This is a genomic window from Streptomyces durmitorensis (assembly GCF_023498005.1).
In the GTDB taxonomy this organism is placed as follows: Bacteria; Actinomycetota; Actinomycetes; order Streptomycetales; family Streptomycetaceae; genus Streptomyces; species Streptomyces durmitorensis.
The window spans coordinates 521,722-535,653 of sequence record NZ_CP097289.1 but is presented as its reverse complement, the minus strand read 5'-3'; the positions used below and the strand labels follow the sequence as shown (position 1 = coordinate 535,653).

Below are 13,932 nucleotides of genomic sequence, written 5' to 3'. Positions count from 1 at the left end.
ATCCGGAGACCATTCGACGGTCGCCGCGAGCGGACTCGCCTCCGTGGTGCCGTCGGCAACGGCCCAGCGGCCAGGCGGACTTACCGGGTGGGGAAGGCGGGAACATAGCGGTGGCGCCACAGCCATGGACTTCCGGCGTGCGGTTGGCGGCCGAGAACGACACCGCACCGGCGCGGCAGTTGCCGCAGCCGTCGGTGCTGCTGATCGAGGACGATCCCGGCGACGCGCTCCTGGTCGAGGAACTCGTCGCCGACAGCGCCCTGAAGATGCGCCTGCGGTGGGTGCGTTCCATGTCCGAGGCGCGTGAGGCACTGGCCCTGGAGGTGCCGGACTGCGTGCTGCTCGACCTGCATCTGCCGGATGCCCAGGGGCTGGAGGCCGTGTCCATGGTCCAGTCCCATGCCGACCAGGTCGCGGTCGTCGTGCTCACGGGCCTCGCCGAGGAGGAGACCGGCCTCGCCGCCGTGACCGCGGGGGCGCAGGACTACCTCGTCAAGGGCCGGGTGGAACCGGAGCTGTTCGGCCGGGCCGTGCGCTACGCGATCCAGCGCAAGCAGGCCGAGCAGGCGGGCGTCGCCCTGAAAGCCAGCCAGATGCAGGCCCAGGAGAACGCCCGCCTCGAACGGGGACTGCTGCCGAGGCCGCTCCTGAACAGCGCGGGTGTGGACGTCGTGGCCCGCTACCGGCCAGGCCGCGCCCAGGCCCTCCTCGGCGGCGACTTCTACGACATCGTCCAGGGTGCGGACGGTACCGTGCACGCGCTCATAGGGGACGTCTCCGGCCACGGCCCCGACGAGGCGGCCCTCGGTGTCGCGCTGCGCATCGCCTGGCGCACCCTGGTGCTCAGCGGCGTCACCGGCCCCGAACAGGTGGGCAGGCTCGAGGAGATCATGCTGGCGGAGCGGGCGAAGCCGTACATCTTCGCCACGCTGACGAGCCTCTCCGTTCCGGCCGGGGCACAGCACGTGCGGCTGACGCGCGCCGGCCATCCCGGGATGCTGCTGCGCACCGCGGAGGGCGGCGTCGACTGGGTGGAGGTGGCCGGCGGTCCTGCCCTGGGCGTCGTGCCCGGCGCGCTGCGCTGGCCGGTCGAGGAGGTGCCCCTTCCCGCGGGCGCGGCGCTGGTGCTGTTCACCGACGGCCTGTTCGAGGGGCATGTGGGCACGGGCCGCAGGCGCCTCGGTGAAGAAGGACTCCTCGGCCTCGCACGGGAGTTGGCCGCGCTGGCACCGGAGGCGTTCGTCGACACGCTCATCCAGCGGGCCGAGGATCTCGCCGAGGACCAGGGCGGCCTCGCCGACGACGTGGCCGTGGTGCACCTGCACTGGCACGGTGACGGCGACGGGCCGACGCGAGCGGTGGCCGAGGGGCGCTACAAGACCGGCATCGGAGAGCAACGCCGTGGCTGAGACGAAGAGCAGGGCGTGGATCGGCCGTCGGCTGACGGTGCAGGGCTGGTTCCAGCTGGTGCTGGCGCTGATGGTGCTCCTGGTGGTCGTCGGCACCGTGGTCGGCGCCCGCCTCCTCGGACAGACCGCGGACGTGACCGACCAGTTGACCGACCGCCTCCAGCCCGCCCGGACGCAGGCGTACCGCCTGCAGGCAGCTCTGGTGAACCAGGAGACCGGCGTCCGGGGCTACGCCATCACCGCCGACCGCCAGTTCCTCGACCCCTACGCCCAGGGCAAGCGGGACGAGGCCCACGCCGCCGCTCGGCTGCGTGACCTCATCGGCGACCGGCCCCGGCTGATGGCGGACCTCAAGGCGGTCCAGCGGGAGGCGGCGGACTGGCGGCGCGCCTATGCCGCACCGCTGGTGGCCGATGTGACGCCCGGTGAGCCACGCGCCGTCGCGGCGACGAACGCGGGGCGCGGCAAGAAGGTCTTCGACCGGATCCGCACGGTGTGGGCCACGCAGAACGCCGACCTGGCGCGGGCCGTCGAGGACGGCAAGGACGAGCTGGACAGTACCCGCACGGTGCGTACCGTGATCCTCGGCACCATGGTGGCGGTCTTCCTGCTGGCCGGGATCGCCCTGGCGTTCCTGGTGCGCACGCTGGTGGCCCGCCCCCTGGAGGCGTTGCGCGTCTCATCGCGCCAGGTGGCGCGCGGCGATTTCGACCACGTCATCACGGTCGACGGTCCCGCGGACCTCAGGGCGGTGGCAGGGGATGTGGAGGGGATGCGGCAGCAGATGGTGGAGGAACTGGAAGCCTCACGCCGCCAGCGGGACGTGCTGACCCAGCAGGCGGCCGAACTGGACGCCCAGGCCGTGGAACTGCGGCGCTCCAACGCCGAGCTGGAGCAGTTCGCCTACGTCGCGTCGCACGACCTGCAGGAGCCCCTGCGCAAGGTCGCCTCCTTCTGCCAGCTCCTGGAGAAGCGGTACGGAGACACGCTCGACGACCGGGCCAAGCAGTACATCGACTTCGCGGTCGACGGTGCCAAGCGCATGCAGGTCCTCATCAACGACCTGCTCACCTTCTCCCGCGTCGGGCGCCTCAACGACGCCCGGGTGCCCGTCGACCTCGACCAGGCCCTCACCAAGGCCCTTGCCAATCTGGACACCTCCGTCCGGGACACCGGCGCGCTCGTCGAACGTCCGCAGAAGCTGCCCGGGACTGTCGGCGACCCGACGCTCCTGACGATGCTCTGGCAGAACCTCGTCGGCAACGCCGTGAAGTTCCACCACCCCGAACGCACCCCGCGGATCCGGATCACCTGCGAGGAGGACGAGGGCTCCGGCACCTGGCTCCTCTGTGTCACCGACAACGGCATCGGCATCCCCGAGGAGTTCGTGGAGAAGGTGTTCGTGATCTTCCAGCGCCTGCACGGCCGCGACGCCTACGGAGGCACCGGCATCGGCCTGGCGCTGTGCAAGAAGATCGTCGAGCACCACGGCGGCCACATCTGGATCGACAGCGGCCACACCGGGGGGACGCGCGTGTGCTTCACCCTGCCGTCCGATGCCGATGCCGATGCCGATGCCGACCCCGACACCGCGCAGGACTCCGCATCCCGCACCGAGGAGAAGGCCCTGACATGAGCACCCCTTCCGCCACGCCGATCGACGTGCTCCTCGTGGAGGACGACCCGGGCGACGAGCTGATGACGCGCGAGGCGTTCGAGGACAACAAGATCCGCAACAAGCTGCACGTGGCCAGGGACGGCGAGCAAGCGCTCGACTTCCTCTACCAGCGCGGTGCGTACACGGAAGTGCCGCGTCCCGACCTCATCCTGCTCGACCTCAACCTCCCCAAGTACGACGGGCGCCAGGTCCTTCAGAAGATCAAGTCGGACCCGGACCTGAAGGACATCCCGGTGGTCGTGCTCACCACCTCGGCGGCGGAGGAGGACATCCTGCGCAGCTACAAACTCCACGCGAACGCCTACGTCACCAAGCCGGTCGACCTGGATCAGTTCATCGCCGCCGTACGCCAGATCGATGACTTCTTCGTCCAGGTCGTACGCCTGCCGCGCCGCCACCGCTGAGTCTTCGTCTCTCTCCCGTCAGGCCACTTGGTGTGATCGCACAATCTCGCCCGCCGAGGGATAGCCGCGGGTGGTCCATCGCGTCGTGATGGTTGCCAAGAAGGGGAGGGTCGATGGAGGCCTCAAGTCACGACGGGTTCCACGAGTTCGTAGCGATGCGCTCCACCGCGCTGCTGCGGCTCGCGGTGCTGCTCACCGGCGGGGACCGGCACGCGGCGGAGGATCTGCTGCAGATCGCGCTGATGAAGGCCTATGGACGCTGGGCGCGCATCGAACAGCCCGAGGCGTACGTCCGCCAGATCCTGTACCGCCAGCAGGTCAACCGCTGGCGACTGCGCGGACACCGGGCCGAGACGACGGTGCCCGTGCTGCCCGAGTCCGGCAGCCAGGGCGCGGAGTCGGAGTCCGAGCTGCGGATCGCGCTGTGGGCGGCGCTGCGTCGTCTCTCGAAGCGGCAGCGGGCCGTGGTCGTCCTGCGCTACTTCGAGGACCTGCCGGAGGCGGAGGTCGCGGCGCTGCTGAGATGCCCGGTCGGCACGGTGCGCAGCACGGCACATCGGTCGCTCGCCAAGCTCCGTGTCCTCGTGCCGGAGCTCGGGCCGGAAAGGCCCGCGGACCAGGTCCAGCCGCTCAGCTACACGCCGAAGGAGATGCAGGGATGACGACGGACCACGTCGAGGAGAAGGTCCGGGAGACGCTGCACGCGGTCGCGCTCGACCGGGTGCGGGCGCCCGGGGACCTGGTCGAGCAGGTGGTACGGCGGCGCAGCAGGCGCCGCTTCTCGCAGGCCGCGGGGGCGGCGGTGGCCGTTGCCGCGATCACCGTGGGGGCGGTGCTCGGCTTCGGGGGCGGCACCGGCGGCGAGCAGGACCGGCCGGTGCGTCCTGCGGCGTCGCCGGAGGACTGGAAGCCGTGGCGGAACGATGCCGCGGGTGACGCCGAGCGGGGCTGTCTGGTGGACGGTTCGGCGCTGTACTGCGCCGGGTCCAAGTACGACGCCGCGAAGTTCGACGCCAACACGGGCGAGCGCCTGTGGACCGTCGAGGTCAATCGGGAAGGCGACGGCCTTGACCACCCGTTCGCCGCGCGCGACGGCGTGGTCTACGCCTACCGCAATCACACCGCCAAGAACCTGCCGAACGGGGACTACATGGGCGGTACCGATCTGATGGCGGTGGACGCCGACAACGGCGACGTGCTGTGGAAGAAGAAGATGCCGCAGGACGACCGCACCGACCAGGCCGCCATGCTCATCGACGGCGCGGTCCTCGCCAACACCCCGTCGCTGCGCACGATGTCGGCCCTCGACCCACTGACAGGTGAGGAGAAGTGGCGCCACACCTGGGACAAGGGCATCGCGTGCCAGCGGGCGGTCCTGAGCGGCGTACCCCATCTCCTGTGCGCGCCGGACACGGAGAAGCCGGGCCACACCGACGTCATCCGGCTCGATCCCGCCACCGGCGACGCCAAGAAGATCACGACCATCCCTGGCAGGCACCAGTTCATGGGGACGTCGGGGGACCGGATGGTCCTGATCGAGCAGTGGGGTGTGGCCGACAAGGTCAGGCACGTGACCACCGTCGACAGCTCCGGGGAGCAGACCTCACACTCCCATCGGATCGAGGGGAAAGTGGCCAACTCGGACGTCGTCGGCGATCGTCTGATCTCCGTGAGCTGGCAGGGCAACGCGTCGGCCTACTCACTGACCACGGGAAAGAAGCTGTGGACCGCACCGGTGGGCGTCAAGATGCCCGGTGAGGAGTCGGTGACGGGCAGCGCGCCTCCCGTGGTGTCGGCGAGGCAGGGAGTCGTCTACTTCTTCAGCCCGAACGGAGACCTCTCCGGCCTCGACCTGCGCACGGGCGAGAAGGTCTGGCGCGATCACGTCGACATCGGCAAGCAGCAGGGGCCCGGCCTCGCGAACCCGCCCCAACTCATGCTCTATGAGGATGTGCTGGTCGCTCAGAAGGGCACCATGACGGTCTCCCTTCTGCCGCGGATCGGCGACTGACCGAAGGGCCGCCGGCCGGGGGCGTGATACCTGCCCCCGGCCGACGGCCCGTGTCGTGGCGCGAGCTCGACACCCAGCAGAGCACCCGAACCGTCACGCAGCCCCGGACGTGGGGCGAGGCGCGCGGCGCATCGCCCACAAGGTCGGTCCACCGCCCGGGAGTTGGATCTCGCCGAGCACCGTGAAGCCGAAGTGCTCGTAGACGGGGAGGTTGGACGGCTTGGAGGACTCCAGGTACACGGGCAGGCCGTCCGCGTCGGCCTTGGCGAGGCCCGAGCGCAGGAGGGCGGCTCCGTGGCCCTGCCCCTGGACGGCGGGATCCGCGCCGAGCACGGCCAGGTACCAGTGCGGCTCCTGTGGGCCGTGCCCGGCGGCAGCCTCCACGGCCTGCTGGAACAGCGAAGCCTGGTCGCCCAGGATCGCCGTGAGTTCCTTGATGGTCTCCGCGTCGGGAACAGCCTTGTCCTGCGCGCCCGGCGGCACCCAGTAGGCGGCCGCCGCCGGGGTGTGCTCACACACGCCGTGGCGGACGTACTGCCGGGTGAAGATCGTGGCGAAGTAGCGGCCTAGCCCCGCCTCACGCGTGGCGTCGTCGGGGAAGAACCAGCGCATCATCGGGTCGTCGTCGAAGGCGCGGGCCAGGGTGTGGCCGATCGCCGAGGCGTCGTCGATCGTTGCCGTCTTCGGAGTGTTCGATATCGACATACGGGCCATTCTGCACGCGATGATCTTCGTCGGCGGGGCGGGGGTCCCCCTCGCTCGCGCAGGCCGATGCGGCGCTCTCCGAGGGCAGTTCGGAGTCCCTGTCGCCGAGGTGGTCCGCCTCACCCAGCCGGGCCGGGACCGACGATGTCCTCGCCGAACGCGGCGGCAAGCGCCTTCGCGATCAGGTCGGGCAGCTCGGCCCGTCCGCCGTCCTCGGCCCAGCGCACCAAGGCCGTGTGCATCGCGCCCAGGCAGGCGCTGGCCGCCGCCTGGGCGTGGAACGCCGCGTCGCCCTCCGTGGCATCGCCCCCGAGGCCGTCGACGATCGCCTGTTGCAGTGCGTACTGGCTGTCCAGGTGCTTGGCCCGCAAGGCCGGCGTCGAGATCATCAGCTGGAGGCGTGCCAGCAGGAACTGCTCGTTCGCCGTCAGGCCCGCACCGTGGCCGCCATCGGTCAACACCGCGGCCGATTCGATGAGCGCCCTGCCGATGCGGCGGACCAGGGGCTGTGCGGCCGACGACGCGGCGATCCGTTCGGCCACGAGGCGGCTGTGCTGTTCCAGCAGGACGAGATCTTCCTTGGTGGGGAAGTGCCGGTAGACGGTCATGGGTGACACGCCCGCGGCCTCGGCGACGTCCGTCATGGTCGTGGCGTCATAGCCCCGCTCGGTGAACAGCCGTACCGCGTGCGCCTGAATCGTGCGCTGCGTCTCGACTCGCCGTTGTGCGCGCAGTGTTGAGTGGTGGTCAGGCATGTGGTAGACCCTACCGTAGTGGTAGTGACTACCAGATTGGTGGTCACTCACATCAAGGGGTGGTGGGCATGAGTGATCTGACCGGCAGGACAGCCCTCGTGACGGGGGCATCACGCGGCATCGGGCAGGCGATCGCTGTGCGGTTGGCGGCCAAGGGAGCCCTGGCCCTCGTGCACTTCGGCACGGACGAGGACGGTGCGGCGGCCACCGTGAAGGAGATCGAGCGGGCCGGCGGATCCGCGCTCGCCGTCGGAGCGGAACTGGGCGCGGACGACGACGTCGAGACGCTCTTCGCGGGAGTCGAGGCCTGCCTGGCGGGGCGGCCGCTCGACATCCTCGTCAACAACGCGGCGGCCGTGCCCGCCGGCCCGCTCGGATCCACGACGCGCGCGGAGTTCGACCGCCTCTTCGCGGTGAACGTACGTGCTCCGTACTTCATCATCCAGCGGGCCCTGCCCTTGCTCCGCGACGGCGGCCGCATCATCACGATGTCGTCGGTGGCGGCCCGCAGCGCCTTCCCCACCCAGACGTCCTTCGCCATGACGAAGGGTGCCGTCGAGACGATGAGCATGACCTTGGCCAACGAACTCGGTCCGCGAGGCATCACGGTCAACGCGGTCGCTCCCGGCACCACTCGGACGGCCACCAACGGAGCAGCCTTCGAGGCGCCGGGCCTGGCCGAGTTCATAGTCGGCGCGACGGCGCTCGGCCGTCTCGGCGGGCCCGACGACGTCGCCGACGTGGTGGCGTTCCTCGCCTCCGACGAGGCGCGCTGGATCACCGGGCAGGTCATCGACGCGAGTGGCGGCCTGTTCCTCGGGCCGCGCCCCTGACCCTGATCGCGGGGTGCCCGCCTCGCGAGCGTCGGGTCCGCGGCGATAATCGACTCGCTCCCCGACGTGCGCTGTCCCTATCCTCACGGGAGCGGGATCGCGCGGTCCCGCAGGTTGCGGAGCCGTGGCAGAGCGGTCCAATGCGATCGGCGTGGGGGAAGCCCCTCTCGCGTCGACTGGTGGGAACAGGGCGGGCCTTGCCCTTCCTCGCCCGCGGGTTCGAATCCCGTCGGCGCCGCAGCCGTCCCTCCGTCCCCGCCGCCGTCCCTGACTTCGCCTCCGCCGACTGGAGTCCGCATGAGCACCCCCGTCCCCGCCCCCGCCGCCCCGGTGTTCATCGGGCCGGAACAGACCGGGGCCGTCGGGCGAGGGCAGATCAGCGTCCTGTGGTCGCTCGGCGACCGTGCGAGGGACCTGGACGCCGACGTCGTGCGGCTGGCCCCGGGTGCGAGCATCGGCGAGCACGCGGAGGAGGGGTTCGGTGTCCTGTTCACCGTGCTGACCGGCGCCGGTGAGCTCCGCACCCCGGACGCGGCCTGGCAGCTCGCCCCCGGCGCCCTCGCCTGGCTTCCCGCGGGCATCACGCGCTGCGTGGACGCGGGGGAGAAGGGGCTCGTCTACACGACCTCCCACCGTCGTCGCCCGGCCCCCGGTACCGGTCCGGCCGACGGCTCCGACGCGGGCGAGCCGGTCTGTCTGCTCGACCGTGTCTGCCCCGAGTGCGGCCGTCTCGCCGCCGAACGAGACGCCCGCTACTGCGCCCGCTGCGGTACGCCGCTGGCCAACGCCGCGGCATAGGACAGGAGTTCCTCACGATGTCTGCATCGAAGGCGGGGCAGGCCGGTGCCCAGGACGTCCTGTCCGGTGACCACGGCTCCGCGCACCTCATCGCCGAGAACGTGCACTGCGTGCTCGGGGACCGCCTCGTGCTGCGCGACGTCTCGCTGAAGGTGTCCCGGGGCGAGCGGGTGGGCCTGATCGGCGAGAACGGCAGGGGCAAGTCGACGCTGCTGCGCGCCCTCGCCGGTGAACTGGCGCTGCAGCGCGGCCAGGTCGTACGGGCGGTCGCGGGCCAGGTGGGGTTCTTGCCGCAGCAGCCCGGCTTCCCGGTCGGCGCGACCATCGAGACCGTGCTCGCGCGGGCGACCGCCGAGTTCGTCGACATGGCCGAACGGATGCGCGCGGCCGAGGAGTTGATGTCCACCGGCCATGACGGTTCCAGCGGCGACGGCCCCGGCAAGGGCGGTTCCGGCAGGGAAGATGTCGGCAAGGACGATCTGAGCGAGGTGCTCAGTGAGTACGGCCGTCTCCAGGACGAGTTCGACCGGCGCGGCGGGTGGGAGCTCGATGCCCGCGTCGGCGAGGTCCTCGACGTCTTCGGTCTCGGCACCCTGGACCGGCTCCGTCCCACCGAGACGCTGTCGGGTGGTGAGCGATCCCGCCTGGCGCTCGCCGAGCTGGTCCTCGCCGAACCCGCCGGGCTGCTGCTCGACGAGCCGACCAATCACCTGGACGACCGCGCGGTGGACTGGCTGGTGCAGTGGCTGGCCCAGTACCAGGGGCCCTGCCTCATCGCCTCGCACGACCGTCTGCTGCTCGACACGGCCGTCACCGCCATCGTCGACCTGGACGGTCCCCGCGGCACCACCGTGCGCTACGGCGGCGGCTACCGCGACTACCTCGACGAACGCTCCGCGGCCCAGGCGCGGTGGTGGCAGCAGTACCGCGCCTGGCGTCAGGAGCTGGCCGAGACCCGGCGGAAGCTCGAAAGGGCCACCAGGACCGGCCGCACGTTCGGCGGCATGCGGGACAGCGACAAGCTGTCCTACAACCTCGCCGGAGGCGGTGCCCAGGCCGCCGCGGCCCGCGCGACCCGCGCCGCCCGGCAGCAATTGGGGCGACTCCTGGACGAGGAAGTGCACCGCCCGCCCGAGCCCCTTGCCTTCCAACCGCCGGAGAGCGAGGGTGCGGAGCCGTCCGACGGGGTGCTGCTCCGGGCTGCGGGCCTGGTCGTCGGCGATGTGGTGCGTGGCGTGGACCTGGAACTCGCCCCCGGCTCGCTGCATGTGGTCACCGGGGCGAACGGCGCGGGCAAATCCACGCTCCTGACCGTCCTGGCAGGCCTCCGGGTGCCCGATGCCGGGGCCGTCGTAGGTGAACCAGGGCTGCGCATCGGCTACTTGCCGCAGGAGAGCGACTTCTCCCAGGAGCGGCGGGGCGTCCTGGACACCTTCGCCGCGCACCGCTCGGCCTATGTCGACGACGCCGCGAGGGAGTTGACCCGGTTCGGTCTGTTCGGGACCGCGGACTTCGACGTTCCGGTGAATCGGCTCTCCGTGGGCCAACTGCGGCGGCTCGAACTCGCGTTGCTGTTCTCGCGGCGCCCGCACCTGCTGCTGCTCGACGAGCCCACCAACCACCTCAGCCTCGCCCTGGTGGAGCAACTCCAGGAAGCGATCGAGCAGTTCACGGGCCCGGTCGTGATGGTCACCCACGACCGGGCGCTGCGCGAACACCATCGGGACAACCTGCTGGAGTTGGCCGAGGGACGGCTGGCCCCGTCGGCGTGAGCCAGGTCAGTTGTCCACGTCCCCGTACGCCGTGCCGACCTTGAGCCCGTCGATCCAGTTGATGACGCGCTTGTCCTTGACCTCGGAGCCGTAGGAGCCGAAGCGGGTGTCGTTGCCCAGGTCGTCCCAGGTGCGGCCGGAGAACTCGGCGACCTTGGTGCCGTTGTAGAAGGCGCTGACCCACCCGGCGGAGGCGTCGGACGAGGTGTGGATGCCGAGCACGATGCGCTCGTACGTACTGGTGGTGACGGGTGTCGACCACTTCAGGGTCCACTTCTCGCCGACCTCGATGTGGAACAGCTTCAGGACGCCGCCCTCGACCTTCATCAACACCGGGTAGTTCTGCTGGTGTTGGTCGTTGGTGCCGTACGACTTCCACTGGAAGATCGTGCCCGCGTCCGGGGTGTTGGTGGAGGTGTCCCAGCCGATCCAGTACGTCGAGTTGTTCTTGAAGGTGTACCGCGAACCGCCGACGCTGATCCCGTGTGCCTCGCAACGCTCGAGGCCCAGCGGCTTGTTGAACTTGAAGACCTGGCCGCGCCCGTCGCCGTTGTCCTGTGCGGTGACGCTGCCGGGTGCGTCGCACAGCGTCGAGGAGAACACGCCGGTGCCCGCGGAGGCGTCCCCGTCCCAGATGACGGAGGCGTCGGCGGGTGCCGCGGTGAGCAGGACCAGGGAGGAGGCGGCGGCCGTGAGGGGGCCGGTTCGCTTGCGCATGAGGGGGCTCCTTGCGAGTGGGGGGAGGGGCTCGCGTGGCTGTGTGCCATCCGTGCGACGGGCTGAGGGTAAGCGGTTTCTAGCATGGTCGTGGCTGAACACTCAATAGGGAAGCGTCAGTTGAGCGTTGCCACGCAGTAACCGGTATCTGTCGCAAGCAGGTCTGTCGGGGGTGGTGACGCCACGCCCGCGCGCATCTAACATCCGATGTACCCGCCCCCGTACCTCCCTCGTGGCACGTGGAGCGCCCGTTTCAGCTCGTAACGTCGGATGAATCGACCTGGGGCAGTTGTAGAGGAGATTCGTGATGCGCAAGGTGATCGGCGTCGTGCTCGCGCTCCTGCTGGCCGTCGCGGCAGCCGTGGCAAGCCCTCCCGCAGCGGTCGCCACGCAGGCGGAATCGGCCGGCGGCCCCCGCACGCAGGGCATACCCGGCGAGATCGGGCCCAGCGACGACAAGGATCTCGCGGCCTGGCAGGAGCTCCAGTTCGGGATGTTCATCCACTGGGGCCTGTTCTCCGAACTGGGAGGAGTGTGGAAGGGCAAACCCGTCACCAAGGGCTACAGCGAACAGATCCAGATGTGGGCCGACATCTCCGAGCAGGAGTACCTCGAAGTGGCCGAGCGTTTCAGGCCCGACCGGTTCGACCCCGCGGAGATCTGCTCCCTCGCGAAGCAGGCCGGTATGCGCTACGTGGTCATCACCAGCAAGCACCACGACGGCTTCTCCATGTTCGACACCGGCACCACCGGCTACGACGTCGTCGACGCGACCCCCTACGGCAAGGACCCGCTGAAGGCGCTCGCCGACGAATGCCGCAGCCAGGGGCTGAAGTTCGGCTTCTACTTCTCGCTCGTCGACTGGCACCAGGGCCACGACTTCGACGGCGACAACAACAATCCGATCCCCGCGTCGATGGAACCCGTCATCGAGGGACAGCTCCGTGAACTGATGACCCGGTACGGAGACATCGCCGAGGTGTGGTTCGACATGTCGTCGCCCACCGCGGCCCAGAGCCGGAAGTTCGCCGGGATCGTCCGCGAACTCCAGCCGAAGGCGGCGATCAACAGCCGGGTGTGGAACAACGAGGGCGACTTCCGCACCCTCGGCGACAACGAGATTCCCGAAGTGGCCCTCGACGGCGCCTGGCAGACACCCGCGTCGATCTACCACGAGACCTGGGGGTACCGCAGCTGGCAGAAGCGTGAGGACCTGCCCGGCAAGATCAGGGACCTGGTCGGCGGTCTCACCGGCGTGCGCGCCCGCGGCGGCAACTACCTGCTCAACATCGGCCCGCGCGGCGACGGTTCGGTCGTGGAGTTCGAGGCCGACGTCCTGCGGGGCATGGGCGACTGGCTCGACCGCCACCCCGACGCCGTACTCGGCGCGTCGGCCACCCGCTTCGGCGGCCTGCCGTGGGGCGAGGTCACGGTCAACGACCGCGACCTGTTCCTGCACGTGAGCAAGTGGCCCACGTCCGGCGACGGCGAACTCCGGCTGCCGGGCCTGGCCACCTCCGTACGCGATGTCCACGAGGACGGCTCGAAGGACCGGCTGGCGTGGCGCTGGGACGGTGACGACCTCGTGGTGACGCTGCCCGACCGGCCGCGCGACGCGGTGCTGCCCGTCGTGAAGGTCGAACTCGGCGGCGAGCTGCGGATCATTCCGGAGCGCACGGTCGCCCTCGGCCCGGACGCGTCAGCCGTCCTGGACGCAGCCGACATCGAGCACGGCTACAGCTACGCCGACGACGGCAGCTACTACAGCACCCACCGGACCACGGTGCGGCACACCGCCCACGTCACGGCCGACCGTGCCGAGAGGCTGTCGGTATCGGTCCGGGGCGAGGCGCGCCCCGAGGCGCTCTACCGGGTTCAGGTCGGCAAGCACTCCCGGCTGGTGAAGGGTGCGGACCTGACCCGACGTGCCGTAGGCCCCTTCTCCGTCCGTGGCGGGAAGGTCACCCCCGTGACCATCACCCTGGCGGAGCCGGGGCACGCGGGGGAGGAACTCGGCCTGCGTCTGGACTCGTTGCTGGTCGCGCCCACCGGCAGCCGCGCCGATTTCTGACCCGCGCCGCGGATCAGGTGCGCCAGGCGGAGATCACCCGAGGACGAACGGGAGTTTCGCGGCAAGCTCGCCCAGTTCGGCCTGCTCCGCCTCGGTCGGGGCGCGCCGTCCGGTGCCCACGAGGAGCGCGTCCTGGTCGGAGAACGACGCGGGGAACGCGGTGCCTGCGATCTTCTCCAGCATCTCGCGGCTCCGGGCGAGCCCTTCCGCCGGTGGACCGGCCACGTGCGGGAGGTGCGCGATCAGGTCGAGGTGGTGCAGGGTCCACTCCATGACGTACGTCATGAGGTAGTCGCCCGTGGTGAGGACCTCGTCGCGGGTGCTCACCCGGGCGCCGGGATCGGCGAGTTCGGCGGCGCGTCCTGCGGCGGAGCCCACGTCGTCGAGGTGGAACTTGAGCAGCCAGGGCTCCTTGTAGGCGGCGGCGAGCCGGACGGTCAGCGCGTCGAGCGGGTCCTCGCCGGTCGGCGGCGTCTCGGTGATGTCCCAGTAGGTCAGCGCGTCGCGGGTCGGCTCCGAGTCGGCGGGCGTCACGAGGGTGATCAGGACGTCCTGGGAGTCGACGACCAGATGGCAGACCAGGTCCTGCACGAGCCAGCCGGTACAGCCTGAGGGCCGCGCGAAGTCCTCGTCCGGGAGTTCGGCGACGGCCGCGCGCAACGCCGCCCAAGAGCGCGAGAAGAGATCCACCTCGCCAACGTAGTGCGATGCCGCGAAGCCGGACAAGGGCATTTGGACGGAGCGCCCCCGTGCGTCATGATGCTGGGCTCTCCGCCGCC

General features: G+C 70.4%; 13 protein-coding genes and 1 tRNA gene. 10 read left to right on the top strand and 4 right to left on the bottom strand.

Translation table 11 applies throughout. From position 1 onward, the window contains the following. Positions 1 to 110: 110 nt before the first annotated feature. From M4V62_RS02195 to M4V62_RS02175, 5 genes are all read left to right on the top strand, one after another. The gene (locus M4V62_RS02195; protein ID WP_425575261.1) at positions 111 to 1,409 is read left to right on the top strand and encodes a PP2C family protein-serine/threonine phosphatase; all 1,299 of its coding nucleotides are present in this window, start codon (positions 111 to 113) and stop codon (positions 1,407 to 1,409) included. A 70-nt stretch (positions 1,410 to 1,479) separates the two neighbouring features. Then, the gene (locus M4V62_RS02190; RefSeq protein WP_249592667.1) at positions 1,480 to 3,045 is read left to right on the top strand and encodes a sensor histidine kinase; all 1,566 of its coding nucleotides are present in this window, start codon (positions 1,480 to 1,482) and stop codon (positions 3,043 to 3,045) included. After that, a complete protein-coding gene (locus tag M4V62_RS02185) occupies positions 3,042 to 3,491 on the top strand; it encodes a response regulator (RefSeq protein WP_249585477.1) in 450 nt (149 codons plus the stop codon). The genes M4V62_RS02190 and M4V62_RS02185 overlap by 4 nt, the downstream gene beginning before the upstream one ends. Positions 3,492 to 3,604: 113 nt before the next feature. Beyond that, on the top strand, positions 3,605 to 4,153 hold the full coding sequence (locus M4V62_RS02180; RefSeq protein ID WP_249585476.1) for a SigE family RNA polymerase sigma factor: 549 nt from the start codon (positions 3,605 to 3,607) through the stop codon (positions 4,151 to 4,153). Beyond that, positions 4,150 to 5,502 carry an outer membrane protein assembly factor BamB family protein gene (locus M4V62_RS02175; RefSeq protein ID WP_249585475.1) on the top strand — a complete coding sequence of 451 codons (1,353 nt, stop codon included), beginning with the start codon at positions 4,150 to 4,152 and terminating at the stop codon, positions 5,500 to 5,502. The genes M4V62_RS02180 and M4V62_RS02175 overlap by 4 nt, the downstream gene beginning before the upstream one ends. Before the next feature lie 93 nt (positions 5,503 to 5,595). Here M4V62_RS02175 and M4V62_RS02170 read toward each other — a convergent pair whose 3' ends face one another. Both M4V62_RS02170 and M4V62_RS02165 read right to left on the bottom strand, forming a co-directional pair. Then, positions 5,596 to 6,216, bottom strand: a complete 621-nt coding sequence (locus tag M4V62_RS02170; protein ID WP_249585474.1) for a GNAT family N-acetyltransferase — start codon at positions 6,214 to 6,216, stop codon at positions 5,596 to 5,598. Positions 6,217 to 6,326: 110 nt separating this feature from the next. After that, positions 6,327 to 6,962: a TetR/AcrR family transcriptional regulator gene (locus M4V62_RS02165; protein ID WP_249585473.1), complete on the bottom strand. Its 636-nt coding sequence runs from the start codon at positions 6,960 to 6,962 to the stop codon at positions 6,327 to 6,329. A gap of 68 nt (positions 6,963 to 7,030) precedes the next feature. Here M4V62_RS02165 and M4V62_RS02160 point away from each other — a divergent pair, with 68 nt between their 5' ends. The 4 genes from M4V62_RS02160 to M4V62_RS02145 all read left to right on the top strand — a co-directional run bounded on the left by M4V62_RS02160 (position 7,031) and on the right by M4V62_RS02145 (position 10,365). Further along, positions 7,031 to 7,795: an SDR family oxidoreductase gene (locus M4V62_RS02160; RefSeq protein WP_249585472.1), complete on the top strand. Its 765-nt coding sequence runs from the start codon at positions 7,031 to 7,033 to the stop codon at positions 7,793 to 7,795. A 118-nt stretch (positions 7,796 to 7,913) separates the two neighbouring features. Beyond that, positions 7,914 to 8,033: transfer RNA gene (locus M4V62_RS02155), tRNA-OTHER, on the top strand. A 59-nt stretch (positions 8,034 to 8,092) separates the two neighbouring features. Then, positions 8,093 to 8,593, top strand: coding sequence for a hypothetical protein (locus M4V62_RS02150; protein WP_249585471.1), 501 nt, complete (start codon positions 8,093 to 8,095; stop codon positions 8,591 to 8,593). A gap of 17 nt (positions 8,594 to 8,610) precedes the next feature. After that, positions 8,611 to 10,365, top strand: coding sequence for an ABC-F family ATP-binding cassette domain-containing protein (locus M4V62_RS02145; RefSeq protein WP_249585470.1), 1,755 nt, complete (start codon positions 8,611 to 8,613; stop codon positions 10,363 to 10,365). Positions 10,366 to 10,371: 6 nt separating this feature from the next. Here M4V62_RS02145 and M4V62_RS02140 read toward each other — a convergent pair whose 3' ends face one another. Continuing rightward, positions 10,372 to 11,082 (bottom strand): polysaccharide lyase family protein, encoded by a 711-nt coding sequence (locus M4V62_RS02140; protein WP_249585469.1) that lies wholly within the window; start codon positions 11,080 to 11,082, stop codon positions 10,372 to 10,374. Between the two features lie 307 nt (positions 11,083 to 11,389). On the opposite strand from M4V62_RS02140, the gene M4V62_RS02135 reads away from it, so the two are divergent. Continuing rightward, entirely contained in the window at positions 11,390 to 13,153 is a 1,764-nt protein-coding gene (locus M4V62_RS02135) for an alpha-L-fucosidase (protein WP_249585468.1), read from the top strand. 33 nt (positions 13,154 to 13,186) lie between these two features. On the opposite strand, the gene M4V62_RS02130 is transcribed toward M4V62_RS02135, so the two are convergent. Further along, a complete protein-coding gene (locus M4V62_RS02130; protein ID WP_249585467.1) occupies positions 13,187 to 13,843 on the bottom strand; it encodes a maleylpyruvate isomerase N-terminal domain-containing protein in 657 nt (218 codons plus the stop codon). Positions 13,844 to 13,932: the final 89 nt, after the last annotated feature.